Genomic DNA, 25,808 nt, shown 5'->3' with positions numbered 1-25,808 from the left:
TCGTCGGTAGCCCGGATGAAGCGAAGCGCAATCCGGGAACCGGCGCTTCAACGGACTCGACATCCCCGGATTACGCTGCGCTCCATCCGGGCTACGCGGCGCCTTTCAACAATCGATCCGCGGCCGCCCTTGCTTCGGCGGTAATCTCCGCGCCCGCCAGCATACGTGCAATTTCCTCGCGGCGGTGGTCGTCGGCCAGCGTGTTGACGTTGGTGGCGACGCGCTTCCCCTTGTCGAGGGCGGCTTTGGAGATCAGCAGATGCTGGTCTGCCCTTGCTGCCACCTGCGGCGCATGGGTCACGGCCATCACCTGCACCTTGCCGGCCAGGCGGCCGAGCCGTGCGCCGATGGCGTCCGCCACCGCGCCGCCGACACCCGTGTCGATCTCGTCGAACACCAAAGTCGGCGCCGAGCCCTTGTCGGACAGCACCACTTTCAACGCCAAGAGGAAACGCGAAAGTTCGCCGCCGGAGGCGACCTTCATCATCGGGCCCGGACGCGTGCCGGGATTGGTCTGCACCCAGAATTCGACGCGGTCGATGCCCTGCGGGCCAGGCGCGGCCGCATCGGTATCGACCTGGGTGATGAACTTGGCGCGCTCCAGCTTGAGCGGCGCGAGCTCGGCGATGACAGCCTTGTTGAGCTTCTCGGCCGATTTGATGCGCGCCGCCGAGAGTTTTGCGGCGGCAGCAGCGTATTTCGCGTCGGTCTCGACCGCGGCCTTTTCCAGCTTCGTAAGCTGACCGGCACCGGCATCGATGCTGGCGACATCGGCGTAGAACTTCGCGGCCAGCGCGGCCAACCCATCAACAGGCGTCGAGAATTTGCGGGCCGCAGCGCGCAGCGCAAACAGGCGTTCCTCGATGCGCTCGAGTTCGGCAGGGTCGAAATCGGCGGCGATCAGCGCAGCGGACAGATGCTGGTCGGCCTCCTCCAGCGCATTGATGGCGACGTCGATGGCCTTCACCGCGGGCTCGACCAAAGCTGGCGACGAGCCGGCACGGCGCTCCAGCCGCCGCACGGCGGCGGCCAGCGCCGAGATCGGCGAATTCGGGCCGGACACCGCTTCCTGCGCCTCGCGCAGATCGGAGGCAATTTTCTCCCCCTGCATCATGCCAGTGCGGCGCTCGGCGAGCTGCGTCTCCTCACCATCCTTCGGATTGAGCTTCTTCAGCTCATCGGCGGAATGGCGGAGATAATCGGCGTCGCGGGCGGCGCGCTCCATATTGGCGCGATGGGTTTCGAGCGCCGTATAGGCGGTCTTGCGGGCATCCCACAGCGTTTCCAGCGCGGCGACATCCTTGTCTAGCCCGGCAAAAGCATCGAGCAGGCGGCGATGGGTGGCGGCGTCCACGAGGGCGCGGTCATCATGCTGGCCGTGAATTTCGACCAGTGCGGCGCCGACCGCCTTGAGGGTCTGCACACTGACGGTCTGGTCGTTGATGTAAGCGCGGGTGCGGCCGTCAGCGAGCTGTACGCGGCGCAGTATCATCTCGCCACTGTCGTCGTCGAAGCCATTGGCCTTGAGGATGGAGAGCGCGGGATGGCCGGGGGCGAGATCGAAGGCGGCGGTGATCTGGCCCTGCTCCACGCCGTGGCGGACCAGGCCGGCATCGCCGCGGCCGCCAAGGGCCAGCGCGAACGCATCAAGCAGAATGGATTTGCCGGCGCCGGTCTCGCCGGTGAGCACCGCGAGGCCGCGCGCGAATTCGATATCGAGCCGCTCGATCAGGACGATGTCACGGATCGACAGACGGGCGAGCATGCGAAGCTTGATCCTAGCCGAGGCCGATTCGCTTGAAGGCCCTTGAAATATAGGAGCCTTTGTTCTCGCTCGGTTCGAGACCGCCCGACTTTACTATATTGTACGCGTCTTGGTACCACTTGCTGTCAGGAAAGTTGTGGCCAAGCACGGCGGCGGCGGTCTGCGCCTCGCCGACCACGCCAACGGTCATATAGGCCTCGGTCAGGCGCATCAGCGCCTCCTCGACATGGCGGGTGGTCTGGTACTGCGTCACCACGGTCTTGAAGCGGTTGATCGCCGCCGTGTAGTCGCGCTTCTTCATGTAATAGCGGCCGATATCCATTTCCTTGCCGGCCAGCTGGTCCTTCGCGCCTTCAAGCTTCTGCTTGGCGGAGGTCGCATATTCCGAGGTCGGATATTTGCGGATGACTTCCTCGAGCGCGGCCATCGCCTTTTCGGTACGGCCCTGGTCGCGCGAGATGTCCGGGATCTGGTCGTAATGCGAAGCGGCGATCAGATATTGCGCATAGGCCGCATCCGGGCTGCCGGGATGCAGCGTCACGTAGCGCGTGGCCGAGCCGATGCAGGTGTCGTAGTCGGCGGACTGATAGGCGGCGTAAGCGGACATCAGCAGCGATTTGCGCGCCCATTCCGAATACGGATGCTGGCGATCGACTTCCTCGAACTTCTTCGCGGCGGCCTTGGTGTCCTTGCTCTGGTTCATGAGGTACAGGCCCTCATTATAGAGCTTGTCCGCGGGTTCATCGACGAACTGGTCGTCCTTCTTGGCGAACTTATCCCAGAGCGCACCGGTGCCGCAGCCGGCCAGCGGCACGGCAAGCACGATCAAGCCAACAGCGAGCCGCAACGGGCGCTTGAGGCGGGAGAGTTCATCACGAAAGGAAAGCGCGAAACGCTGTGCCGACATCTATTCTGCCTGACGCCTTTTTGCGGGACCTGTACGGTGCCCTGACTGCGGTGCCTGCGCGCAAACCGCGCCCCAATACGGACCAGTCGAAACACGCCCGTGGCCACTGCTTCGACCAAGCGCCTGTTTACCTGAAGGATATCCGTTAACCAACCGGATACGGATGCATTTCGCCGGGAATGTGGCGAAATGGGCGTTGATACAGATGGTTATGGTTACCGGCGGTGTCCGACCATGGAACGCGTCAAAACGGGAGGGGTCAGGACACGTCCGGCCCGAATGCCGGAGCGAGGCCGCCCAGCACGCCGCTGCTGACATCGGCGGTGGCGCGGCCACGGCGCGCAGGCGCCTGAACGGACACGGCGTCGGCTTCGACGATCTTCCAGGCCGAGCGATCGGCCAGCAGCGCTCTCAGGACTTCGTTGTTGAGCTTGTGGCCGCCACGCACCGAGCGGTAGGCACCGAGGATCGGCAGGCCAGCCAAAGCGAGATCGCCAATCGCATCCAGCACCTTGTGGCGGGCACATTCGTCGGCGTAGCGCAGGCCTTCGGCATTGAGGAGCTTGGTGTCGTCGAACACGACCGAATTTTCGAAGGAGGCGCCAAGCGCATAACCGGCGCTGGAAAGGCGGGCCACGTCATTCACGAAGCCGAAGGTGCGGGCGCGGGCAACGTCACGGCGGAAAGTCTCGGGATTGAGATCGAGCACATAGCTCTGACGGCCGATGACGGGATTGTTGAAGTTGATTTCGATCTCGGCGCGGAAGCCGGCAGCATGGGAGCGGAATTCACCGAAACTATCGCCAATGGCGAGTTGAACCGGCTTCAGCACCTGGATGAAGCGGCGGCGGGCGCCCTGCTCCACCACGCCGGCCTGATCGATGGCGGCGACGAAAGCTGCTGCCGAACCATCCATGATCGGCACTTCCGGGCCATCCACTTCGATGGTGGCGTTGTCGATGCCCATACCACGCAGCGCGGCGAGAACGTGTTCAGCGGTGGAAACGATTGGACCGTCCTGATCGCCGAGCACGGTGGCAAATGCAGTGGCGATGACGGATTTGGCAGTGGCCTGAACTTCGCGATCCGGACCTTCAAGCCCGGTGCGGACGAAGATATAACCGGCATCGACGGGAGCGGGGCCGAGGGTCAGGTTGACAGGTTTTCCGGAATGGACGCCGACACCGGTCACGGTGGCTTGCGCTCCAAGCGTGGTCTGTCGGCTGAAAGTCATATGTTACCCACCCAAATAGACCTCTCGTCATGAGAGGGACTCACTCGGTCGTACCTTGCAAAGTTGCCCTTGCGGCCTTCCGAGCCCCCGAGTCGCAGTCACATTAACCCTTGCCACAAAGTGCGCCAACTCACGCTTTCTAACCGATTGTTACCCAACCTCTGCCGCAATCCGGCCAGCCGTTAACCAAGGTTTCTGGCGAACTCCGCATAGACTGACTGGGTCACCATCCTCAGAAATCAAATATACTTCAATAAAATCAACCGATTAAATATTCGTGACGCATTTTCCGGCACGCTCACGAAAAAGCCCCGGTCACATGACCGGGGCTTCATCTTCGTGACGATTGTTACAGTCGATCAGTTCGACTGGCGGCGCAAAAAGGCCGGGATATCCAGATGATCGTCGCCCTGTGGTGCCGGGGCCACAGGCGCCGGACGACCGTGCGAATCGAGGCCCTGCGGGGCCGGACGGCGCGCATATTCGGACACCGGCGGCTCGTTACCCATCTGCTGAGCGACCGAGCGCTGCGGCTTGCGCTCCGGCAGCGGCGGCATAGGGGCCATGGCGGGAGCCTGTGCACGACCGGACACCGGGGCTTCCGATTCTTCATCGCGGCGGCCGAGGCCGACATTGGCGAGGCGCTGCAGCAACGACAGGCGCTGCTTCTGCGGTTCCTCATCGGCGTCGCCGCGGGCCTGGCGGATCTCGGCCTGGGCCGGCATCGGCAGTTCCTCGAACTTCGGCATGCGCGGGGCACGAACCGGAGCGCGTTCAGCCGGCTGCGGGATGAACTGCTCCGGAAGCGGAGCCTCCATCTGCACTTCATGGCGCGGCGCTTCCGGGAACAGCGACGGCTTCTGGGCGATCGGGCGGACCGTCACGTCACCATAGGTGTTGCCCTGCTGCGCTTCCGGCGCAACCGCGGCAGCGATGGCGGCGAGGGCGGCGCGTTCGTGATTGTTGGACGGTGCGCGCGGAGCGGACGGCGCCGGCGCGGCGGCGACTGGCGCGCCCTTGGCGGCGGCAGCAGCGGCGATGCGCTGGTTGTCGGCGCGCAGGCGGGCGGTCAGGTCAGCGAGACGGGTGTCCGGCTGCGCGGCGACGGCTGCGACCGGCGCCGAAACCGGGGCCGGTGCGCGGGCCAGCTGGGCCTGCTCGATGCCGGTGGCGACCACCGACACGCGGATCACGCCATCGAGGCTCTCGTCGAAGGTGGCGCCGACGATGATGTTGGCGTCCGAATCCACCTCTTCACGAATACGGGTGGCGGCTTCGTCGACTTCGAACAGCGTGAGGTCCTTGCCGCCGGTGATGGAGATCAGCAGGCCCTTCGCACCCTTCATCGACGAATCGTCGATCAGCGGGTTGGCGATGGCAGCTTCGGCGGCGGTCAGCGCGCGCTTCTCACCGGTGGCTTCGCCGGTGCCCATCATCGCCTTGCCCATCTCCTTCATCACCGCGCGCACGTCGGCGAAGTCGAGATTGATCAGGCCTTCCTTGACCATCAGGTCGGTGATGCAGGCGACGCCCGAATACAGCACCTGGTCGGCCATCGCGAAGGCGTCGGCGAAGGTGGTCTTCTCGTTGGCAACCCGGAACAGGTTCTGGTTCGGGATGATCAGGAGGGTATCGACGACCTTGTGCAGCTCGTTGATGCCGGCTTCGGCGGTGCGCATGCGGCGCTGGCCTTCGAAGTGGAACGGCTTGGTGATCACGCCGACGGTGAGGATGCCCATGTCGCGCGCGGTCTTGGCGATGACCGGCGCAGCGCCGGTGCCGGTGCCGCCGCCCATGCCGGCGGTGACGAACACCATGTTGGCGCCCGTGAGGTGATCACGGATTTCGTCGATGACCTCTTGCGCAGCGGCTGCGCCGACATCCGGCTGCGAACCGGCGCCCAGGCCCTGGGTCACCTGGGTGCCCATCTGCACGATGCGCTGCGCCTTCGACATGGTCAGCGCCTGCGCATCGGTGTTGGCGACGACGAAGTCGACGCCCTGCAGACCGGCGGTGATCATGTTGTTGACGGCGTTGCCGCCGGCGCCGCCGACACCGAACACGGTAATACGGGGCTTCAGCTCGCTGATATCAGGAACGTTGAGATTGATGGTCATGAGGTTGCCTCTCGTATTAAGCGCGAATTGTGTGGTCTTGCCGATGGCCTACAGCCGGTGGCGTCGAAATTGGAATGTGCACTGTCTGGAAACGTCTCATCAGAAGCCCTCGCGTAGCCATCGACCGACCTTTCCGAAGTATCCGCCGCCATCGGTCCCTGTCTTGAGCTGCCGCGTATGGCGCGGCTCGACATGTTCGAGGTGGGCGAATTGCGGATAGACTAGGAGGCCCGACGGCACGGCGAAGGATGCACTCTTCGCCTCCACCGGCAGACGGCCGAAGCCGAGCGGGCGCGCGACGCGCACCGAGCGACCGAGAATCTGCGAACCGAGTTCGGCAAGACCGGTGAGCTGCGACGCGCCGCCCGACAGCACCACGCGTGCGCGCGGCTCTGCAGCGAAAGGCGAATCCGCAAGCCGATCCCGGATCATTTCGAAAATCTCCTCGGCACGCTGGCGCACGATATTGGCGATCGTGGCGCGGGACACGGCCTGCGGATAGTCGCGGTCGTTGTCACCAGCCGTGGGCACGTTCATCATCTCACGCGCATCGGAGCCACCGGTTAGTACGGTGCCATATAACGTCTTGATTCGCTCGGCATCCGCAATGCAGCAACCCAGGCCGCGCGCGATATCCATCGTGATGTGTTGCCCGCCTACCGCAAATCCCGAGGCGTGCACGATGCGACCACCGGAATAAGTAGCAATCGTCGTGGTCCCTGCCCCCATCTCGACGACGGCAGCACCGAGATCGGTCTCGTCATCGGTGAGCACCGAGAGTCCTGCGACATAGGGCGCAGCCGCCATCGCTTCCACGTTCAGATGGCAACGCTCGACGACCAGCATCAGGTTGCGCGCGACCGTCGCGTCCGCCGTGATGACATTCATGTCGACGCCGAACTGCGACGCGACCATGCCCTTGGGATCGCGAATGCCCTTCACGCCATCGAGCGAGTAGCTCACCGGCAACGCGTGCAGCACGGTGCGGCCGGGTGGCGTCGCGTGGCGCATGCCGGTGGAGGTGACGCGGGCCATGTCGGACGCGCTGACCGCGCCGCCCTTGATATCGGCCGACGCTTCGATGAGCTGGCCCTGCAGACGGCCGGCCGAGACCGACAGCAAAACGGATTCGACGCGCACCTTGGCCATGCGCTCGGCGAGACCGACAGCCTGGCGCACCGACTGCTCGGCCTCGCCCATATCGACCACCGCGCCGGACTTCACGCCACGCGACTGGATCTGGCTGTAGCCGATGAGTTCGACAGCATGCGTGCGGCCACGCAGCGCTTCATTCGGCGCGCACGGCCGCAAGCGCGCGATCATGCACGCAATCTTGCTGGTGCCGACATCGAGCGACGCGACCAGCGCCGTGCGGTTGGCCGCCATCTGACGCGTCTTCGGCGCCTGGTTGCGATCCAGCCCGCTCATGCTGCGCCCGCTTTCTTCTTGGCTTTGTCCTGTGCCTTGAACTGCTCGTCGCGGGCCTTGGCGGCCTCCTCCGACAGACGCACGGTCAGGCGATCCGGCAGGCGCATGTCGATGGCGACGATGTCGCGCGAGAACAGGCGATCGTCGCGATCGAGCTTGCTCAGCATGGCCAGCGCATTGCCGACATCGTTCTCGGGCAGACGGACATCGAGATTGTCATTGAGGCGCAGATTCCAGCGGCGCTCGCCGACATAAATCGCAGCCTTGGTGACGGCGCGCACCTGCGGATAGCGATCCAGCAGCGCGATGAAATCTTTCGCTGCAACATCAGCGCCCTTGCCCACCACCAGCGGCAGCTTGACGAAGCGGCTCGGCACGAAATTTTCGAGCACGGCGCCATCGTCGGCGATGACGGCGAGCTTGCCGTCTTCCTGCCAGAGCGCAAAAGCGGTGCGTTCGGTGACGTCGATCTGCAGACGATCCGGATACAGCTTCAGCACATTGGCGTCGGCGATCCATGGATTGGCCTTGAGCTTTTCACGCACGGCGGCGGCATCGACGAACAGCAGCGACGAACGGCCATTGATGCCGCCGATGGCCAGGATCTCGTCCTGGGTCAGCTGTTTGCGGCCATTGAGAATGACCGAGGAAATCCGGAAGCCGGCCGCATTGGCCGCGGCGTTGCGCGTGTCCTGGAAGGCGGCCACGAGTTCATCGACATGCTCGCCCTTGACGACACCGAAGCCGACGCTGCCGGCCAGCATCAGCAACGTCGCGGCAATGCCGACGCGGCGCGGAACGTAACGCTCGATGAAGATGACGAGTTTGTTGGTGCTCGGCTCGCGCGCGGGTGCCTTGCGGTTCTTCAGGGCCGTGACGGAACGCTCGAGCGGCGCCAGCCGCTCGCGCAGCAGGATGCCTGCCCCCCGGGCCGCCATCTTGAGGTCAGCTTGGGGCCTCAGCGATCCAACCGACCGAGAGAGGCGTCCTCCACCATCCATTCCACGAGCTCGTCACAAGTTGTGCCCGCATTGTCGCGGGTCAAAAGCGCTGATGACCTCTCGGCAGACCGGAACGGATCAAGTGTCTGAAAAGACAACATTTCCATCGTTACGCGACGATACGGAACGCCCGCACAGCTCACGCCTCGGCAGCCAAGCGCAACATGCGCCGCCAGCGTTAACCTTCGGATGTCCTGGTAAACAAAACGTAAAGGGGAAGGAATCAGGGGGCATTTTGCCCCGGATTCTGAAGACTTTAGCGGAAGTGTTGCAGCCGGGCGTTAAGGAACCATGGCAGGGCAGCAATGGCGGCGTTCGGTCGCAGATCGCGGCCCGTAGCCCGGATAGAGCGTAGCGTCATCCGGGCTTCGGAGCATCAGCCGTTCGCCGGTCCCCGGATTGCGCTACGCTTCATCCGGGCTACGCCCAGCTCGATCTGCCCGTTCAGGAACTCGACAAAGCTGATCCCCTGGGCGTTCAGCGCTTTCGGGTAGAGCGACGCCTTGGTCAGCCCCGGCAGCGTGTTGGTTTCGAGATAGACAAGGCCATTGGCCGACACGATGAAGTCCGACCGCGAATAGCCCGTGCAGGACAGCGCCTTGTGGGCGCGGACGGCGAAATCCTGGAGCTGCGCCGTCACCTCCGGTGTGAAGCGGCCGGGGCAGATTTCCTGGGTCGATTTGGCGAGATATTTGGCTTCGTAATCAAAACCACCGCCCGCAGGGACAATCTCGATCGGCGGCAGCGCGATCACCGATCCATCGGCCTGCTCCAGCACGGCGCAGGTCGCCTCGATGCCCGCAACAAAAGGCTCTATGACATAATCCTCGACCTTGGCAGCGTTGCGGACGGCCACGAGATCCTGCTTCGCATTCACGAACATCAGCCCGTAGCTCGAGCCATCGCGCGCCGGCTTGGCGATCAGCTTGCCGTATTCATCGAGCGCCGCTTCCATATCGGCGAGCGCGATGCCGGCAGCGATCGGCACGCCGAAGATCGCGGCGAAACGCTTGGCTGCCACCTTGTCGAAAGCGAGATTGGATGAGGCCGAGCCGGAACCGGTGAAAGCGACGCCGCGCAGTTCGCACATCGCTTGCACTTCGCCATTCTCGGCGGCGCCGCCATGCATGCCGAGCACCAGCACGCGGCCATCGGCCCTGGCGGTGTCGAGCGCCTGCGGCAGCGTGCCGAGCGATCTGCCGTCGGCCTTGAACGGATTTTCGAACGGCCGCTCGTGGCCGAGCAGTGTTGCGCCCGAGGTTTCATAGACCCGATCGTCGGCATCCCAGAACCACAAGGCAGCCTCAGGCAGCGCCGAATGAAGCGCCTGCGCCGAGGCGACAGACACCAGCCGCTCCTTGTTCAGCCCCCGAACACGATGGTGATCAGGTTTGGGGCGATCGAGGCAGTCATTATCGGGTCTCCATACGAATCATCGCATCGTAACCATACAAGCAAGGCAATGGCACGCGGCGCCGCGAGTCATATAATGCCTTGTACGACGGCAATGCGCGAGGGCGCAGCAGAGATCGCGCAGATGCGCGGCCGAAATCAACGGACGAGACGCGCAATGACCAGAGCCTGGCTCGAACTGAACACCTTTGGCATCTTCGCGACACTGTGCGTGCTCTATTACGGGGCAGCGCTGTTTCTCGTGTTTCTCTGCTTCGGCTCGCCGCTGCGCAAGCAGATCCAGAAGTCGAACGGCATCGTGGCGCCGTTCTTCTCGTCGGTCGCCATCCTGTTCGGCCTGCTGACCGGCTTTCTCGCCAGCGATGTCGGCGAGCGCGGCCGGCACGCGGTGCGCGCCATGCAGGCCGAGGCCAGTGAAATCCGCAATGTCTATGCATTGAGCGTCGCTTCGGTGTCCGACATGACGGACATCCGTACGGCGCTGAAGGTCTATGTGAATTCCGTGCTGACGGACGAATGGCCCGCAATGATGCGCGACCAGCCCTCCCCGCGCACAGGCACTGCCTATGATGACGTCCTGCGCGAGGTCAGCGATCTCAGCGTCGGCCGCGACTCCGGCACGCCGGTGCAGGTGGCACTGCTCAGCGCCGTGATCCGCGCAGGCACCGCGCGCAGCGAGCGGCTCAGCATAGCCGCCGACCAGACCAACGACCTGAAATGGGTGTCGGTGCTGATCCTCGGCCTGCTCACGCAGGTCGGTCTCGCGCTGGTGCATATGGACCGGCCACGCGCGATGCTAACGGCGCTGACGGTGTTCGGCAGCGCTGCGATCGTGGCGCTCGGCCTGATCGCGCTACAGGAACATCCCTATGACGGCGCCTTCCGTGTCTCGACCGCGCCGCTGCAACATCTGATGACGCTGCCCGATCTCGGGCCGGCCTCGGCGCTGCCGCAGCCACCGAAGTAACTCAAACCTACGACGCTTCCCCGATCCGCTTGATCTCCCAATGGAGATCGATGCCGGATTGCGCCAGCACGCGTGCGCGCACGGTGTCGCCGAGCGTTTCGATATCATGCGCTGTGGCGTCGCCGGTATTGATCAGGAAATTGCAGTGCATCTCCGACACCTGCGCGCCACCGACACGCAGTCCGCGGCAGCCAGCAGCATCGACCAGCTTCCAGGCGGAATGACCCGGCGGATTCTTGAAGGTGGAGCCACCGGTCTTTTCACGGATCGGCTGCGCCATTTCGCGATGCGCCTGCACCTCGTTCATGCGCACGCGGATCGCGGCGGGATCGGAGATCTCGCCACGGAATTTCGCTGACGTGAAGATGATCGACGGATCGACACCGGAATTGCGATAGACGAACTGCATGCCGGCATTGTCGAAGACATGCTTCGTGCCGTCGCGGCCGATACCGATGGCCTCGATCAGAACGTCCTTCGTCTCGCCGCCATTGGCGCCGGCATTCATGCGCAGTGCGCCGCCGATCGAACCGGGAATGCCGAAATAGAATTCGAGCCCGCCGATATTGGCGGCGGCCGCCGCTTCCGCCACGCGCTTGTCGAGCGCGGCAGTGCCGGCCGTGAGTGTGTCGCCCTCGACCGTGACCTGACCGAAACCGCGTGGCGAGAGGCGGATGACGACGCCTGCAATGCCACCGTCGCGCACGATCAGATTGGAGCCGACGCCGACGACGGTGACGGCAATGTCGCTCGGCAGCTTCGACAGGAAGTAAGCGAGATCGTCTTCATCCGCCGGCGTGAACAGCACCTGCGCGGGACCACCGACGCGAAACCATGTCAGCGGCGCGAGGGACTCATTCGCGAGCAGCCGCCCGCGAAGTTTGGGCATCGCGGATGTGAGATCGGGGGTGATGTCGGGGAAGCCACTCACGGTCTTATCCGAGCGCCTTCAATTCGGCGGGCAGCGCATAGGCCCATTGGGTGATGTTGCCGGCGCCGAGGCAGACGACGGTGTCGCCGCTCTTCGCCACACCGGCGACAAGGCCGGCCAGCGCGGAGGATTCCGGCAGCGGGATCACTTCGCGATGGCCGTGCGCGCGCAGGCCGAGAACGTAGTTGTCGCGGTCGATGCCGGGGATCGGCGCTTCGCCGGCCGCATAGACGTCGGCGACGATCACCGTATCGGCATCGTTGAAGCAGGTGCAGAATTCCTCGAACAGCGACTGCAGGCGCGTGAAGCGATGCGGCTGCACCACGGCGATCACCTTGCCTGCCGTGCTTTCGCGCGCCGCGCGCAGCACGGCGGCGATTTCGACGGGGTGGTGGCCGTAGTCATCGATGATGGTGACGCCGTTCCACTCGCCGGTTTTGGTGAAGCGGCGCTTCACGCCGCCGAAGGACGAGATCGCCTTGCGGATCTGTTCGTCGGAAATACCGAGCTCATGGGCGACGGCAATCGCGGCCGTGGCGTTCAACGCATTGTGGCGACCGGGCATCGGCAGCAGCAGGTTATCGATCTCATGGGTCGTGCCGGCCTTGCGATCGCGGAACGCGACCTTGAAGCTGGAGCCGCCATTCGCCGGCTTGAGATCGACGAGGCGCGCATCGGCCTGCGGGTTCTGGCCGTAGGTGATGATGCGGCGATCCTCGATCTTGCCGACGATGGTCTGAACCACGGGGTGGTCGATGCACATCACCGCAAAGCCATAGAACGGCACGTTCTCGACGAAGTTGCGGAACGCGTCCTGCACATTGTCGAAGGTCTTGAAGTGGTCGAGATGTTCGGGATCGACATTGGTGACGATGGCGACATCCGTCGGGAGCTTCAGGAAGGTGCCGTCGCTCTCGTCGGCTTCGACCACCATCCACTCGCCGGCACCGAGACGCGCATTGGTGCCATATGCGTTGATGATGCCGCCATTGATGACGGTGGGATCGAGCTCACCGGCATCGAGCAGAGCCGCGACCATCGACGTCGTGGTGGTCTTGCCATGGGTGCCGGCGATGGCGACGCAGCTCTTCAGGCGCATCAGCTCGGCCAGCATCTCGGCGCGACGCACGACGGGAATGCGCTGGGCGCGCGCAGCCATCAGTTCGGGATTGTCGCGCTTGATGGCGGTAGAGACCACAAGCACGTCGGCACCGGAGACGTTCTCCGCGGTGTGACCGACATGAATGGTGATGCCTTTTTCGCGCAGGCGATTGACGTTGGCGTTTTCGGACGCGTCCGAGCCCTGCACGGTGTAGCCGAGATTGCACAGCACTTCGGCGATGCCGCTCATGCCGATGCCGCCGATGCCGACAAAATGAATGGGTCCTATCTCGCGCGGCAGTCTCATGGGGGCGTCTCGTCTTTCGTCACGCCCGACGCAGCACCGGGCACATGACTCCTTCAAACAGACGGACGTGGCCGGGACAAGCCCGGCCACTGCGAAAAAGACGGATATTTGGCTTGCGGATGCGGCAAATCCCGCCGAATCGCCCTTATTCCGCAGCCATGGGAACCGGTGCCTGCGCGCTGCCCAGACGCTGTGCGCCAACAACCACAACCACCGCTGCGACCGGCGCCAGCGCCGCAATCCACGGCACGGCTGCGAGGCCCATCTGCGCGATGACGGCGCCGCCGAGCCAGGCGCCGATGGCATTGCCGAGATTGAAGGCCGCGATGTTGAAGCTCGAAGCGAGGCTCTGCCCTGCTCCACTGGCGTGACGCAGCACGGCCATCTGCAGCGGCGCGGCGGTGGCGAAGGCTGCCGCACCGAGCAGCGTGACGGCGATGACCACAGCGACCTGGCTCTGGGCGGTCACGGCGACCAGACCCAGCACGACGGCCAGCAGCAGAAGCGTGCCGAGCACGCTGCCGGTCGGCCAGCGATCCGCGAAGTGGCCGCCGAGCAGGTTGCCGACGATGGCGCCGCCGCCGAACAGCAGCAGGATCGGCGACACCGCGGCATCGGAGAAGCCCGACATGCGCGTGAGGATCGGCGCGATATAGGTGAACAGCGCGAAGATGCCGACCCAGCCAAGGATGGTGGTGAGCAGGCCCAGCAGCACCTGCGGACGCATCAGCACCGCGAGATCATCGGACAGGCGCGTATGCTCCCTGGGCATCTCGATCTTCGGCACCAGCAGCGCAACGGCCGCCATTGCGAACAGACCGACGACGGTGACCGCCGCAAAGGTCGATCGCCAGCCATAGGCCTGACCGAGCCATGTGCCGAACGGCACGCCGAGAATGGTCGCCACCGTAAGACCCGCGAACATCACCGAGATCGCGGACGCCTTCTTGTTCTCCGGCACCAGGCTTGTCGCGACCACCGAGCCGACGCCAAAGAATGTGCCGTGGGCGAAAGCCGTCAGCACACGCGCCGCCATCAGGCTCCAGTAATCGGGCGCGACGGCGCAAGCGAGATTGCCGATGGTGAAGATCCCCATCAGCACCAGCAAAACCATCTTGCGCGGCCAGCGGCCGGTGGCGACCGTCATGATCGGCGCGCCGACCACGACACCGAGCGCATAGCCGGAGATCAGCAGGCCGGCGGCCGGGATGGAGACGCCGAGATCGCGGCCGACCTCGATCAGGAGGCCCATGATGACGAATTCGGTGACGCCGATTCCGAAGGCGCCGGCGGTGAGCGCGTAGAGGGCGAGGGGCATGACAAAGTCCGTGCGTAGAGGAGTCGATGCCTCCGATATGGACCGCCCGGTATAGATGAGATAGACATGCATCAGGAACAATATTTGTGAACTGAATTCACATACGGACTGGGAGCCCATGTCTCGCCTCGACATCAACCGCTCCGGCGAAATGGACGTGTTCACCCGGGTGGTCGAACTCGGCGGCTTCTCCATGGCGGCGCGAGCTTTCCAGATGACGCCATCCGCCGTCAGCAAGCTGGTGGCCCGGCTGGAGGCTCGCCTCGGTGTGCGGCTGATCAACCGTTCGACGCGGAAACTGCAATTGACGCCGGAAGGCACCGCCTTCTACGAGCGCGCCTTGCGCATCCTCGACGAGATCGCCGCGGCCGAGCGCGAGGCAGCCGTGGGCGCGACACCGACCGGGCTGCTGCGCGTCAACACCAGCGTGCCCTTCGGGCTGCATCGCCTGCTGCCGCTGCTGCCGGACTTTGCGAAACGCTATCCCGACATCAAGGTCGAGGTGACGCTCACGGATCTCGTCGTCGATCTGCTGGAGCAGCGCGCCGATGTGGCGATTCGCATCGGCGTGATGCGGGAATCGCGCCTGCTTGCGCGCAAACTGGGCGAAAGCCGCATGGTGGTGGTCGCCTCGCCAGCCTATCTCGCCGAGCGCGGCATGCCGGCAACGCCGGACGACCTCGCCCGGCACAATCTGCTCGACTTCGGCTTCGCCAAGTGGAAGGGCGGCTGGCCTTTCACGATGCATGACGGCGAGACCATCACCGTGCTGCCGTCAGGCAATGCGCTGGTGAGCGATGGCGAAGCAATGCATCAGATCGCACTCGCCGGCATGGGCCTCGCACGGCTGGCGCGTTTTCATGTGGAAGCCGACATCGTTGCGGGTCGCCTCGTCCCGGTGCTTGAAGATTTCAACCCCGGCGATATCGAACCGATCCATGCGGTGTTCGTCGGCCATGGCGGACAATTGCCGGCACGGGTGCGGGCGTTCCTGGATTATCTGGTGGAGCGGGTGAGGATCTGACATGTGATCCCCGCGAAGGCGGGGATCCATAGCCTCTGTAGAAAAAGATTACACAACGGAGCCGCGGCGATCGTGCGTCAAAGCGTTGATCGTGTGTATGGGTCCCCGCCTTCGCGAGGACGACAGCTGAGTCAGACCTTCGCGACCTTCATCACCAGATCGGCCAGCCGATCGGCGGCGTCGAGGTGGCCGACTTTCTGCGCATGGCGCGCCATCTCGTTGAGGCGCGCGGGCTCGCCGGCGAGTGCGGAGATTTCCGAGGCCAGACGCAGCGGCGTGAATTCGCTTTGCGGGATGCGGATGGCGCCGCCGGCGTCCGCAAGCACGCCGGCATTGGCATGCTGGTCCTGATCGATGGCGCCGGGCAGCGGCACCAGGATCGACGGGCGGCCGATGGCGCCGAGTTCGGCGACCGTGCCGGCGCCCGAACGCGAGATCACGAGATGGCTGGAGGCCAGACGTGCCGGCAGGTCCGAGAAGAACGGCGCCAGCTCGGTCTTGATCTTGAGCTGGTCATAGATCGCGCGAACCCGCGCCATGTCCTCGTCGCGGACCTGCTGGGTGAGGATCAGGCGACCCCACAGCGACGGCTCCAGCTTCTCGATGGCCGGCGGCACGATATCCGACATGATGCGCGCGCCCTGACTGCCGCCGACGACAAGCAGACGGAACGGCGCGTTGAGGTCAGGCGCCGAGTATGGCACCGCCGCGGCCGCGAGGATGGCGGGACGCATCGGCGTGCCCGTGGTCGTGGTCTTCTGCGCGAGTTCGGGGTCGCGGTCGAGCACGCCGGGCAGCGAGGTGGCGATCGCACTGACCTTCTTCGACAGGAAGCGATTGGCACGGCCCATCACCGCATTGGAATCGTGGATGATGGTGGGGACGCCGAACAACCTTGCCGCAAACAGCGGCGGCAATGTCGGATAGCCGCCGAAGCCGATCACCGCGGCGGGCTTCTGGCGCAACATCAGATTGACGGCCATTGCGGTGCCCGCCGCCAGCATGACGCCGGTGCGCGCCAGCGACAGCGGATTGCGCGACCGTACCGTCTCGCTCGGCACCACATCGATCATGTCGCGCGAGAACAAGCCGCTATATTTCAGCGCACGCGCATCGGTGACCAGGCGCACGCGCAGGCCGCGCTTCATCAGCGCGACGCCGAGGGCTTCCGCCGGAAACAGGTGGCCACCAGTGCCACCCGCAGCGAGCAATATGAGAGGTGCGGTGCTCATCACGCGTAAGTTCGCGCGACATGCGCATCGATGGCTTCGACCTCGGTGCGCGGGCGCATGCGCGTGAGCGCGAGCAACATGCCGACGCTGTAGGCCAGCGAGATCATGGAGGAGCCGCCATAGGAGATGAAGGGCAGCGTCATGCCCTTGGCGGGGATGAGATGCAGGTTCACCGCCATGTTGATGGCGGCCTGCACGCCGAACAGGATGGCAAGGCCGGAGGCCGCGAAGCGCGAGAACAGATCTTCGGTCGCATAGGCCCGCGACAGCGCGCGGATGACGATGAAGGCAAACAGCGCCAGCAAAGCGAGGCAGAGCAGGATGCCGAACTCTTCCGCGCCGACGGCGAAGACGAAGTCGGTGTGGCTGTCCGGCAGGCTGCGCTTGGCGATGCCCTCACCCGGCCCGAGGCCATACCAGCCGCCATTGGAGAAGGCTTCCATGGCGGTATCGACCTGGAACGTGTCGCCCGAGGCGGGATCCATGAAGCGCTTGATACGGCCGGCGACGTGCGGGACCATGAAATAAGCGAGGAACAAGCCGCCCGCGGCAGCGCCGGCGAGTCCGGCCACCCACACCATGCGCATGCCGGCGATGAAGAACAGCGAGCCCCACGCCATCAGGATCAGCATGGTCTGGCCGAAGTCGGGCTGCAGGATGAGCAGCGACACCAGCATGATCAGCATCACCACCGCCATGGACGTGGCGGGCATGCCGGGCTTGCGAATGGATTCGGAAAACAGCCAGGCCGCGATGACGATGAAAGACGGCTTGGCCGCTTCCGAGGCCTGGATGTTGACGCCGACGATCGTGATCCAGCGCTTGGCGCCCTTCACCTCAGGCCCGAAGGCGAGCGTCGCCAGGATCAGCAGCACCGCCAGCGCGAACACCACCAGCGCCGAGCGGCGGATTTGCCGCGGCGACATGAAGGAGACGCCGATCAGCACGACGATCGAGGGCACCAGGAACAGGATGTGGCGGTTGAAGAAGTGAAACGGATCGAGGCCGATGCGGGTCGCCACCGGCGGCGACGCGGCCAGCGACAGGATCACGCCGGCCAGCATCAGCGCGATGATCGCCGCCAGCAGCAGGCGGTCCACGGTCCACCACCATTCGCTGAGGGGGGTGCGATGTTCGCGAGTGATCATGGGGGCGCGTCCTGCGGATCGATAGACCCCTATCGATGCGGCATTACGGTTGCCAGAGGGTTAAGAGATCGTGAAAAATTGGAGTTACCTTCTCCCTCCCCCAAGCCGCACCGCGGCGCCGTGGGAGGGTGGATCAAAGCGAGCGTTCAGCGAGCTTTGAGACGGGTGGGGTGTTTCCCCACACTCTGACATCACGCGGGGCGCCCCACCCGTCCGCGCTTCGCGCGGCCACCCTCCCCACGGCGCGCAGCTGCGCTGCGCTTGAGGGAGGGACAGAAAGCGACCTCAGACCTTCTTGATCCCATCCAGCGCCAGCACCAGATCCCTGAAGCGGTCGCCGCGGATCTCGAAGTTGCGGAACTGGTCGAAGGACGCGCAGGCCGGCGAGAGCAACACCACCGGCGATGCCAGCCCCGCTTCCGCTGCATCGCGCGCGGCGTTGGCGACGGCGACATCGAGGGTGACGCTGATCTCATACGGCACCTTGCCGTCCAGCGTGCGTGCAAAGTCGTTGGCGGCTTCGCCGATCAGATAGGCCTTTTTGACGCGCGGGAAGAATTCGGCGAGCGGCGCGATGCCGCCCTCCTTCGCCTTGCCGCCGGCGATCCAGAAGATGTCGGTGAAGGACGACAATGCCTTGGCCGCGGCGTCGGCATTGGTACCCTTGCTGTCGTTCACGAACAGCGTGGTGCCGAGATGGCCGACCTGCTCCATGCGATGGGCAAGGCCGGGGAACGAGCGCAGGCCGTTCTGCAGCACGTCGCGGCTGACGCCGAGCGCACGCACGGCAGCCGAAGCGGCAGCGGCGTTCTGCGCGTTGTGGAGGCCACGCAGGGAACCGATATCGGCGAGATCCGCGACAATGCCCTGTCCACCGCCGGCATTATCGACGATGTCGGTGCCCTTGATGGTGAGGCCATCGGCGAGCGGATGTTCGACCGAAATCCGCACCACGCGCTTGCCGGCCTGATCGAGACGGTCGGCGATCTTGCTGCACCAGTCGTCATCGACGCCGACGATGGCGGTGCCATCAGCCTGCACACCGGCCACGAGACGCTCTTTCACCGCGGCATAGTGCTCGATCGTCCCATGACGATCGATGTGATCCGGCGTGACATTGAGCAGGATGCCGACGGTGGGTTCGAGCGAGGGCGTGAGGTCGATCTGATAGGACGACATCTCGATCACATGGACGCGACCGGTGCGCGGCGGCTCCAGCGACAGGATGGCGGTGCCGATATTGCCGCCCATCTGCGTGTCGAAACCGGCCTCGCGCACGAGATGCGCGATCAATGCCGTCGTCGTTGATTTGCCGTTGGTGCCGGTGATGGCGATGAACGGCGCGTCTGGCGCATGCGCCTTGCGCTCGCGGCAGAACAATGCGACATCGCCGATCACTTCCACGCCCGCTTCGCGCGCGGCAAGCACGGTCCAGTGCGGCGCCGGATGCGTCAGCGGCACGCCGGGGGTGAGCACGAGGGCTGCGAAATTCGCCCAGGACACAGTGCGCAGATCGGCGGTGATGAATCCGGCGCGCACGGCTTCGGCCATCTTGTCGGCGCTGTCGTCGCAGGCGATGACTTCGGCGCCACCGGCTTTCAGCGCGTGGCACGATGCGAGACCGGAGCCGCCGAGCCCGAACACGGCGACGGTCTTGCCAGCGAATGAGGTGACGGGGATCACGCGATCACCGCAGCTTCAGCGTGGAGAGGCCAGCCAGCGCCAGGATCACAGCGATGATCCAGAAGCGGATGACGATCTGCGGTTCGGTCCATCCCTTCTGCTCGAAGTGATGATGGATCGGCGCCATGCGAAACACGCGTTTGCCGGTGAGCTTGAACGACGTCACCTGCACGATGACCGAGACGGCCTCGAGCACGAACAATCCGCCGATCACGGCGAGCACGATCTCGTGCTTCACCGCCACCGCGATCGAGCCGAGCATACCGCCCAGCGCGAGCGAGCCGGTATCGCCCATGAAGATCGAGGCCGGCGGTGCGTTGAACCACAGGAAGCCGAGACCTGCCCCGAGCACCGCGCCGCATAGCACGGCGAGTTCGCCGGTGCCCGCCACATAGTTGATCTGCAGGTAATCCGAAAACACGGCATTGCCGGCGAGATAGGCGATAAACCCGAAACTCGCCGAGGCGATCATCACCGGCACGATGGCGAGACCGTCAAGACCGTCGGTGAGGTTGACCGCATTGCCGGCCCCTACCACGATGAAGGCGCCGAAGATGACGAAGAACCAGCCGAGATTGAGCACCACATCCTTGAGGAACGGGATCACCAGCGAGCTCGACAAGGGATCGCGGCCGAGCCGCATGAAAGCGTAGCAGGCGGCGCCAGCGATGATGAATTCGATCAGCAGGCGCGTGCGGCCGGCAAAGCCCTTGTGGCTCTGCTTGGTCACCTTGAGATAGTCGTCATAGAAACCGACAAAGCCGAAGCCGAGCGTCACTGCCAGCACGATCCAGACATAGGGATTGCGCGGATTGGCCCACAGCAGCGTCGATACCACGAGGCCGGACAGGATCATCAGCCCGCCCATGGTCGGCGTGCCGACCTTGACGAGATGCGACTGCGGTCCATCGGTGCGGATCGGCTGGCCCTTGCCCTGACGCAGGCGCAGATTGTCGATGATCCACGGTCCGAACAAAAACACGAACAGCGCGCCGGTGATCACGGCGCCGCCGGTGCGGAATGTGATGTAGCGGAACACATTGAACACCGGAACGGTGCCCGCGAAATCGATCAGCCAGTAGAACATTCAGTCCGCCTTATACCGCAGCGTCATCAAGCGCGGCGTTGCCGGGAAAGCGTTTCGCCAGAGCGGCGACGATCGGCCCCATCTTGGAGCCCTTCGAGCCCTTGACCAGAACCGCGTCACCGGCCCGGATCGCACTCACCACCTGCGATTCGAGCGCCTTTGCATCCCCGGCATAACCGCCCCGCTTGCTGCTGGGAAGGGCATCCCAGAGGTTGCGCATCAGGGGACCACAGCAAAATACGAGATCGATTGCGTTGGAGGTCACAGCCTCCAGCAAGCCGGCATGCAACTCACCGCCACGCGGGCCAAGTTCGAGCATGTCGCCGAGCACGGCGATGCGGCGACCCTGCGCACCGATTCCGGCGGCGCCCAGCACATTGAGCGCCGCAGACGTCGATGCCGGATTGGCATTGAAGGTCTCGTCGATCAGCAGCGCCTCGCCGCCACCAATCTGCAGCAGCTGGCGCGTACCGCGGCCTTCCGCCGGCACCACCTGCGACAATGCCAGCGCGGCAAGCGCGAGATCGGCGCCGATCAGCGAGGCCGCCGTCAGAACGGCCAGCGAGTTCATCGCCATATGGCGGCCGGGCATGCCGAATTTATACGTGATGTCCTGGCCCAGCACATTGGCATGGACGGCCGAGCAGGTCGGATGCAGGGCGACGTCGATCAGCCGCGCATCGGCTTTCTTGTCGGTTCCGAACGAGACGACACGCGACACGCCGGCCTTCTTCGCGCTCTTTGCCAGCCGTGCGAACTGATCATTGTCGCGATTGAGAATGGCAACGCCCTCAGGCTCCAGCCCGAGGAAAATCTCGGCCTTGGCATCGGCAATCGCCTCGATCCCGGCGAAGAATTCCAGATGTACCGTTTCCACCGTGGTGATGACCGCATAATGCGGCCGCACCATCTTCACCAGTGGCTCGATCTCGCTGGCGTGATTCATGCCGATCTCGAAAATGGCGAAACGCACATCGGCCGGGCAACGCGCCAGCGTCAGCGGGACGCCCCAGTGATTATTGAACGACGCCACCGAGGCATGGGTCGGGCCTTGCGCGGACAGGACACGCAGCAGGGCTTCCTTGGTGGAGGTCTTGCCGACCGAGCCCGTCACGGCGACGACCCGGGCGCCGAGGCGCGCACGCGCGGCTTTGCCGAGCGCGACCAGACCATCGAGCACATCATCGACGACGAGCAGCCGCGCATCGGCGCCAAAATCCTCGCATTGCGCAGCTTCCACCACTGCCAGCGCAGCACCGTTCTTCAGCGCGGCATCGACGAAGCGGTGACCGTCATGCACATCGCCCAGGATCGCGAAATAGGCTTCGCCGGGCTTGATGGTGCGGCTGTCGATGGAGATGCCCGTGACGCCGGCGGGAAGATCGCCATGCATCTCGGCGCCCATCGCCTCCGCCATCGCTGCCGGTGTCCAGAGAAAGTCGCTCATGAAGTCCTCACAGCAAGCGCCGCCTGTGCGGCCTCGTGATCGCTGAATGGCAGCGTCTTATCGCCGACGATTTGTCCGGTCTCGTGGCCCTTGCCCGCGATGAGCAGCGCATCGCCGGGCTGAAGGCTTTGCACGGCGACGCGAATGGCTTCGGCGCGATCGCCGATCTCGGTCGCCCCCGCCGCCGCCGCGAGAATGGCAGCGCGAATGGTCGCGGGATCTTCGCCGCGCGGATTATCATCGGTGACGATCACCGTGTCGGCATTGTCGGCAGCAATCTCGCCCATCAAAGGCCGCTTGCCGGCATCGCGATCACCGCCGGCACCAAACACGACGACGAGCTTTCGCTTTGCATAGGGCCGCAGCGCCTGCAGCGCCTTGGCCAGTGCGTCGGGCTTGTGTGCGTAGTCCACGAACACCGGCGCGCCATTGTGATCGCCGACGCGCTCCAGCCGCCCCTTCGCGCCTTCGAGATGTTCGAGCGCCGCGAAACTCGCATCTGCATCGCCACCACTGCCGATGACGAGGCCCGCAGCGACGAGCGCATTCTCGATCTGGAATTCGCCGACCAATGGCAGCCGGACGGCGCGCATCTTGCCGCGATGTTCCAGCGTCAGCTTCTGCTCGAAACCATCGACAACCGCATCGACCAGACGAATGCCCTCACCTGCGCCGTCACCTTTGCGGCCGACGGCCATGACACCAAGCTTTCGTGCATGTGCGGCCGCGATCACCTCCGCGGAGCAGTCATGATCGGCCACGATGACGGCAGGCCCGCCATCGGCCACGAGATCGCGAAACAGGCGCAGCTTTGCATTGAGGTAATGCGCGACGTCCGGATGATAGTCCATGTGGTCGCGCGACAGATTGGTGAAGCCGGCGGCGGAGACGCGCACGCCATCGAGCCGGAACTGATCGAGGCCATGCGACGAGGCTTCGAGCGCCAGATGCGTGACGCCTTCGCGCGTGATCTCGTCGATCTGCTTGTGGAGCGAGATCGGGTCCGGCGTCGTCAGCGAGCCATAGATGGTGCGCTTCGGCGAAACGAGGCCGATGGTCCCGATGCTGGCAGCGGCATCACCGAGACGCCCCCAAATCTCGCGTGTGAAAGACGCCACCGAGGTCTTGCCGGAGGTGCCGGTGACGGCAGCAATGACGGCAGGCTGGCGCGGATAGAATTTCGATGCGGCGAGCGCCAGCGCGCGGCGGGCATTGCGCGATGTGACGAATGGCAATGCGATGTCGGCCGGCGCGTGTTCGCCCGCGACCGCCACCGCGCCGGATGCAATCGCTTGTGCGATGAAACGCGCACCATCGGTCTTGGTGCCGGACAGCGCAAAGAACAGATCGCCCGGCTTCACCGCGCGGCTGTCCACAGCGAGACCGGTGACGACGATCTCAGCAGTCTGCGGTGCCATGACGGCATCACGATCGAAAAGGTCGCCTAGTTTCATGCTGCTCCGGACAGGGCAAATCAGGACGGACGGGTTCCGCAGATGTCACGCAAACCGCATTTTGCCGCCGCTGTAAAGCGCGGATGCGGCGTTACTGAGTAGCCCTTGATGTCGCAAGAATAAGGCGGTCGGACGGCGCCAGATCGAAGCGCGGCTCCAGGCCGAGCAGCGGTGCAATGCGCGCAATGACCGCGCCACCGGTCGGCACCGCATTCCAGCCCGAGGTAATGAAACCATGGGTTTCCGGCAGCGCTTTCGGCTCATCCAGCATGATCAGCACCTGGAATTGCGGATTGTCCATGGGCAGGACCGCGGTGAACGAGTTCAGCACCTGCTTCTTGGAGTAGCGGCCGTTGACGACCTTTTCCGAGGTGCCCGTCTTGCCGCCGAGATAATAGCCCTTGGCCAGCGCCTCCGCCTTGCGCGCCGATCCGACTTCGGCGTTGAGGCGCATCATGTAGCGGACCTTGTCGCTGGTATCCTTCTTGATCACGCGCTTGGCGACCGCGAGCGCTTCTTCTTCTGTGCGCTTCATGAAGGTTGGCGGAATGAGATTTCCACCATTGACCATCGCATTGACCGCCATCACGGCCTGCAGCGGCGCCACCGCGATGCCGTGGCCGAAGGAGATGGTGATGGTGTTCAGATCGCCCCAGCGCTTCGGCACGATGGGCATTGCGCTTTCCGGCAATTCGGTGCGCAGACGATCGAGCTGGCCAACCTTCTTCAAGAAGGCCTTGTGCGCCTCGACGCCCTGGCCGAGCGCAATCTTTGCTGCGCCGACATTCGACGAATAGGTGAACACTTCGGCGAGCGAGATCGGACGCGGCACCGGATGGGTGTCGTGGATCTTGAACTTGCCGTAGCTGAGCGGATAGCGCGCATCGAACATGCTGTTGAGATTGACCTTGCCGCTGTCGAGCGCCATGGCCAGCGTCAGCGTCTTGAAGGTCGAGCCCATTTCATACACGCCGGTGGTCAGGCGGTTGATGCGGTCGGGATCGTGGACTTCTTTCGGATTGTTCGGATCGAAATCCGGCAACGACACCATGGCGACGATCTCGCCGGTGCGGATATTGGACACGAGGCCGGACGCCGCCTTGGCGCTGAACTTCGCTTTCGCTTTCAACAGTTCGTCACGCAGCGCGTGCTCGACACGCGTATCGAGCGCGAGCTCGACGGGATTCTGCATGCGGTCCGACGCGAAGCCGGCGCGATGCAGGTCTGCGAGACCATTGTTATCCAGCCACTTCTCGATGCCGGCGATGCCCTGATTGTCGATATTGGTCAGGCCGATCACATGCGATACCGTCGATCCATTCGGATAGACGCGCTTGTTCTCACGCAGGAAGCCGATGCCGGGAATGCCCAGGCGATGGATGTCGCGCTGCTGCTGCTGCGTGATATCGCGCTTCAGCCAGGCAAAACCCTTGCGGCTGTTGATGCGCTCGCGCACCTCGGCGCCGTCGAGATCAGGCAGCGCGCCGGTGAGCAGCTCCGCGGCCTCGTCCTTGTCGATGATGCGGCGCGGCTCGGAGAACAGCGACGGCGACTTCACGTCAGTCGCGAGGATCGTGCCGTTACGGTCGAGAATATCGGGACGCGCAGTCGCAATCGCATCGCGCGATGCACGCCGTTCCGCATGGCTGTCGCCATTGACGGCGAATACGACGAGACGCACCGCGATGATGCCATAGACAGCGCCGAAGGCGAGCATGGCGAGACCGACACGCGCACGCGCCTTGGCAGCACGGTCGGTGTTCTTCCCGTAAAGCAGCGTGCGGATCAACCGCTGACGCCAGGGCTCCGGCGGACGCTCGATCGGTGTGTTGGCTGGCGGCTGATGGTTCATTGCCGATCCTCCGGCCGATCAGCCTTGTCGGGCACAGATCCGGTCACGACGACGTCGGGATCGATGCTGTTGAGCATGGCGCCGATGGGATCGGGCGTGCCCGGCCGTGCGAAATTCGGCGGGCGATCGGGAAGCTTCTTGAGATTGTCGAACTGCTGCGCCGTCATGGGCTGCAGCTTGAGGTGACGCTCGGCGAGGCCCTGCAGGCGCATCGGCGCATCCAGCTTGGCCCATTCGGCGCGCAGGGACGCGATGGCGTCGCGCTGCTCGCGGATATCGGCATGCAGGCGCAGCACCTTTTCGGTGCGCACCGTGGATTCCATCTTGATGCGATAGACATAGGCGGCTGCGAAAACCAGAACACCGATGACGAGGAGATGGATGATGCGCAT

At 64.4% G+C, this 25,808-nt stretch carries 20 protein-coding genes; 2 read left to right on the top strand and 18 right to left on the bottom strand.

Going from position 1 to position 25,808, the window contains the following annotated elements; genetic code table 11:
* Window positions 1-91 precede the first annotated feature (91 nt).
* The 7 genes from recN to RPMA_RS09220 all read right to left on the bottom strand — a co-directional run bounded on the left by recN (window position 92) and on the right by RPMA_RS09220 (window position 9,800).
* Entirely contained in the window at window positions 92-1,765 is a 1,674-nt protein-coding gene (gene recN / locus RPMA_RS09250) for a DNA repair protein RecN (RefSeq protein ID WP_211912527.1), read from the bottom strand.
* A 13-nt stretch (window positions 1,766-1,778) separates the two neighbouring features.
* Window positions 1,779-2,672: an outer membrane protein assembly factor BamD gene (locus RPMA_RS09245; protein WP_211912526.1), complete on the bottom strand. Its 894-nt coding sequence runs from the start codon at window positions 2,670-2,672 to the stop codon at window positions 1,779-1,781.
* Window positions 2,673-2,931: 259 nt separating this feature from the next.
* Window positions 2,932-3,906, bottom strand: coding sequence for a UDP-3-O-acyl-N-acetylglucosamine deacetylase (gene lpxC / locus RPMA_RS09240; RefSeq protein WP_211912525.1), 975 nt, complete (start codon window positions 3,904-3,906; stop codon window positions 2,932-2,934).
* A 359-nt stretch (window positions 3,907-4,265) separates the two neighbouring features.
* Window positions 4,266-6,023: a cell division protein FtsZ gene (gene ftsZ, locus RPMA_RS09235; RefSeq protein WP_211912524.1), complete on the bottom strand. Its 1,758-nt coding sequence runs from the start codon at window positions 6,021-6,023 to the stop codon at window positions 4,266-4,268.
* Between the two features lie 99 nt (window positions 6,024-6,122).
* Complete coding sequence (ftsA, locus tag RPMA_RS09230) at window positions 6,123-7,451, bottom strand: cell division protein FtsA (protein WP_211912523.1); 1,329 nt, start codon at window positions 7,449-7,451, stop codon at window positions 6,123-6,125.
* Window positions 7,448-8,452 carry a cell division protein FtsQ/DivIB gene (locus RPMA_RS09225; RefSeq protein ID WP_211912522.1) on the bottom strand — a complete coding sequence of 335 codons (1,005 nt, stop codon included), beginning with the start codon at window positions 8,450-8,452 and terminating at the stop codon, window positions 7,448-7,450. Before RPMA_RS09225 ends, ftsA begins: the two co-directional genes overlap by 4 nt.
* A gap of 376 nt (window positions 8,453-8,828) precedes the next feature.
* Window positions 8,829-9,800, bottom strand: coding sequence for a D-alanine--D-alanine ligase family protein (locus RPMA_RS09220; RefSeq protein WP_249225603.1), 972 nt, complete (start codon window positions 9,798-9,800; stop codon window positions 8,829-8,831).
* A gap of 222 nt (window positions 9,801-10,022) precedes the next feature.
* Between RPMA_RS09220 and RPMA_RS09215 the strand changes: the two genes are divergently transcribed.
* A complete protein-coding gene (locus RPMA_RS09215; RefSeq protein WP_211912521.1) occupies window positions 10,023-10,832 on the top strand; it encodes a bestrophin-like domain in 810 nt (269 codons plus the stop codon).
* 7 nt (window positions 10,833-10,839) lie between these two features.
* Here the strand turns inward: RPMA_RS09215 and murB are convergent, their stop codons facing one another.
* The 3 genes from murB to RPMA_RS09200 all read right to left on the bottom strand — a co-directional run bounded on the left by murB (window position 10,840) and on the right by RPMA_RS09200 (window position 14,489).
* On the bottom strand, window positions 10,840-11,721 hold the full coding sequence (gene murB, locus RPMA_RS09210; RefSeq protein WP_211913585.1) for a UDP-N-acetylmuramate dehydrogenase: 882 nt from the start codon (window positions 11,719-11,721) through the stop codon (window positions 10,840-10,842).
* A 46-nt stretch (window positions 11,722-11,767) separates the two neighbouring features.
* A complete protein-coding gene (murC, locus tag RPMA_RS09205) occupies window positions 11,768-13,171 on the bottom strand; it encodes a UDP-N-acetylmuramate--L-alanine ligase (protein ID WP_211912520.1) in 1,404 nt (467 codons plus the stop codon).
* A gap of 145 nt (window positions 13,172-13,316) precedes the next feature.
* Window positions 13,317-14,489 carry an MFS transporter gene (locus tag RPMA_RS09200; RefSeq protein WP_211912519.1) on the bottom strand — a complete coding sequence of 391 codons (1,173 nt, stop codon included), beginning with the start codon at window positions 14,487-14,489 and terminating at the stop codon, window positions 13,317-13,319.
* A 118-nt stretch (window positions 14,490-14,607) separates the two neighbouring features.
* Here RPMA_RS09200 and RPMA_RS09195 point away from each other — a divergent pair, with 118 nt between their 5' ends.
* Window positions 14,608-15,513, top strand: a complete 906-nt coding sequence (locus RPMA_RS09195) for a LysR family transcriptional regulator (RefSeq protein ID WP_211912518.1) — start codon at window positions 14,608-14,610, stop codon at window positions 15,511-15,513.
* A 131-nt stretch (window positions 15,514-15,644) separates the two neighbouring features.
* On the opposite strand, the gene murG is transcribed toward RPMA_RS09195, so the two are convergent.
* From murG to ftsL, 8 genes are all read right to left on the bottom strand, one after another.
* On the bottom strand, window positions 15,645-16,745 hold the full coding sequence (murG, locus tag RPMA_RS09190) for an undecaprenyldiphospho-muramoylpentapeptide beta-N-acetylglucosaminyltransferase (RefSeq protein WP_211912517.1): 1,101 nt from the start codon (window positions 16,743-16,745) through the stop codon (window positions 15,645-15,647).
* Window positions 16,745-17,893 (bottom strand): putative lipid II flippase FtsW, encoded by a 1,149-nt coding sequence (ftsW, locus tag RPMA_RS09185; RefSeq protein ID WP_211912516.1) that lies wholly within the window; start codon window positions 17,891-17,893, stop codon window positions 16,745-16,747. Before ftsW ends, murG begins: the two co-directional genes overlap by 1 nt.
* 285 nt (window positions 17,894-18,178) lie before the next feature.
* On the bottom strand, window positions 18,179-19,576 hold the full coding sequence (murD, locus tag RPMA_RS09180) for a UDP-N-acetylmuramoyl-L-alanine--D-glutamate ligase (protein WP_211912515.1): 1,398 nt from the start codon (window positions 19,574-19,576) through the stop codon (window positions 18,179-18,181).
* 4 nt (window positions 19,577-19,580) lie between these two features.
* On the bottom strand, window positions 19,581-20,663 hold the full coding sequence (mraY, locus tag RPMA_RS09175) for a phospho-N-acetylmuramoyl-pentapeptide-transferase (protein ID WP_211912514.1): 1,083 nt from the start codon (window positions 20,661-20,663) through the stop codon (window positions 19,581-19,583).
* 10 nt (window positions 20,664-20,673) lie between these two features.
* Window positions 20,674-22,110, bottom strand: a complete 1,437-nt coding sequence (locus RPMA_RS09170) for a UDP-N-acetylmuramoylalanyl-D-glutamyl-2,6-diaminopimelate--D-alanyl-D-alanine ligase (RefSeq protein ID WP_211912513.1) — start codon at window positions 22,108-22,110, stop codon at window positions 20,674-20,676.
* Entirely contained in the window at window positions 22,107-23,564 is a 1,458-nt protein-coding gene (locus tag RPMA_RS09165; protein ID WP_211912512.1) for a UDP-N-acetylmuramoyl-L-alanyl-D-glutamate--2,6-diaminopimelate ligase, read from the bottom strand. Before RPMA_RS09165 ends, RPMA_RS09170 begins: the two co-directional genes overlap by 4 nt.
* Window positions 23,565-23,655: 91 nt before the next feature.
* On the bottom strand, window positions 23,656-25,416 hold the full coding sequence (locus tag RPMA_RS09160) for a peptidoglycan D,D-transpeptidase FtsI family protein (protein ID WP_211912511.1): 1,761 nt from the start codon (window positions 25,414-25,416) through the stop codon (window positions 23,656-23,658).
* The gene (ftsL, locus tag RPMA_RS09155) at window positions 25,413-25,808 is read right to left on the bottom strand and encodes a cell division protein FtsL (protein WP_211912510.1); all 396 of its coding nucleotides are present in this window, start codon (window positions 25,806-25,808) and stop codon (window positions 25,413-25,415) included. Before ftsL ends, RPMA_RS09160 begins: the two co-directional genes overlap by 4 nt.

Source organism: Tardiphaga alba (genome assembly GCF_018279705.1).
In the GTDB taxonomy this organism is placed as follows: Bacteria; Pseudomonadota; Alphaproteobacteria; order Rhizobiales; family Xanthobacteraceae; genus Tardiphaga; species Tardiphaga alba.
Note: the sequence above shows the minus strand (reverse complement) of the source record. Positions and strands in the feature narration are given on the sequence as shown.

What these genes read in the sequence shown, in the direction of transcription:
- murB (WP_211913585.1), bottom strand. Translation starts at nt 11,721, where the DNA reads ATGCCCAAACTTCGCGGGCGGCTGCTCGCGAATGAGTCCCTCGCGCCG.
- RPMA_RS09215 (WP_211912521.1), top strand. Translation starts at nt 10,023, where the DNA reads ATGACCAGAGCCTGGCTCGAACTGAACACCTTTGGCATCTTCGCGACA.
- recN (WP_211912527.1), bottom strand. Translation starts at nt 1,765, where the DNA reads ATGCTCGCCCGTCTGTCGATCCGTGACATCGTCCTGATCGAGCGGCTC.
- RPMA_RS09225 (WP_211912522.1), bottom strand. Translation starts at nt 8,452, where the DNA reads ATGGATGGTGGAGGACGCCTCTCTCGGTCGGTTGGATCGCTGAGGCCC.
- RPMA_RS09160 (WP_211912511.1), bottom strand. Translation starts at nt 25,416, where the DNA reads ATGAACCATCAGCCGCCAGCCAACACACCGATCGAGCGTCCGCCGGAG.
- RPMA_RS09170 (WP_211912513.1), bottom strand. Translation starts at nt 22,110, where the DNA reads ATGAGCGACTTTCTCTGGACACCGGCAGCGATGGCGGAGGCGATGGGC.
- ftsZ (WP_211912524.1), bottom strand. Translation starts at nt 6,023, where the DNA reads ATGACCATCAATCTCAACGTTCCTGATATCAGCGAGCTGAAGCCCCGT.
- mraY (WP_211912514.1), bottom strand. Translation starts at nt 20,663, where the DNA reads ATGTTCTACTGGCTGATCGATTTCGCGGGCACCGTTCCGGTGTTCAAT.
- lpxC (WP_211912525.1), bottom strand. Translation starts at nt 3,906, where the DNA reads ATGACTTTCAGCCGACAGACCACGCTTGGAGCGCAAGCCACCGTGACC.
- murG (WP_211912517.1), bottom strand. Translation starts at nt 16,745, where the DNA reads ATGAGCACCGCACCTCTCATATTGCTCGCTGCGGGTGGCACTGGTGGC.
- RPMA_RS09165 (WP_211912512.1), bottom strand. Translation starts at nt 23,564, where the DNA reads ATGAAACTAGGCGACCTTTTCGATCGTGATGCCGTCATGGCACCGCAG.
- RPMA_RS09245 (WP_211912526.1), bottom strand. Translation starts at nt 2,672, where the DNA reads ATGTCGGCACAGCGTTTCGCGCTTTCCTTTCGTGATGAACTCTCCCGC.
- ftsL (WP_211912510.1), bottom strand. Translation starts at nt 25,808, where the DNA reads ATGCGCATCATCCATCTCCTCGTCATCGGTGTTCTGGTTTTCGCAGCC.
- murC (WP_211912520.1), bottom strand. Translation starts at nt 13,171, where the DNA reads ATGAGACTGCCGCGCGAGATAGGACCCATTCATTTTGTCGGCATCGGC.
- ftsW (WP_211912516.1), bottom strand. Translation starts at nt 17,893, where the DNA reads ATGATCACTCGCGAACATCGCACCCCCCTCAGCGAATGGTGGTGGACC.
- RPMA_RS09200 (WP_211912519.1), bottom strand. Translation starts at nt 14,489, where the DNA reads ATGCCCCTCGCCCTCTACGCGCTCACCGCCGGCGCCTTCGGAATCGGC.
- ftsA (WP_211912523.1), bottom strand. Translation starts at nt 7,451, where the DNA reads ATGAGCGGGCTGGATCGCAACCAGGCGCCGAAGACGCGTCAGATGGCG.
- RPMA_RS09195 (WP_211912518.1), top strand. Translation starts at nt 14,608, where the DNA reads ATGTCTCGCCTCGACATCAACCGCTCCGGCGAAATGGACGTGTTCACC.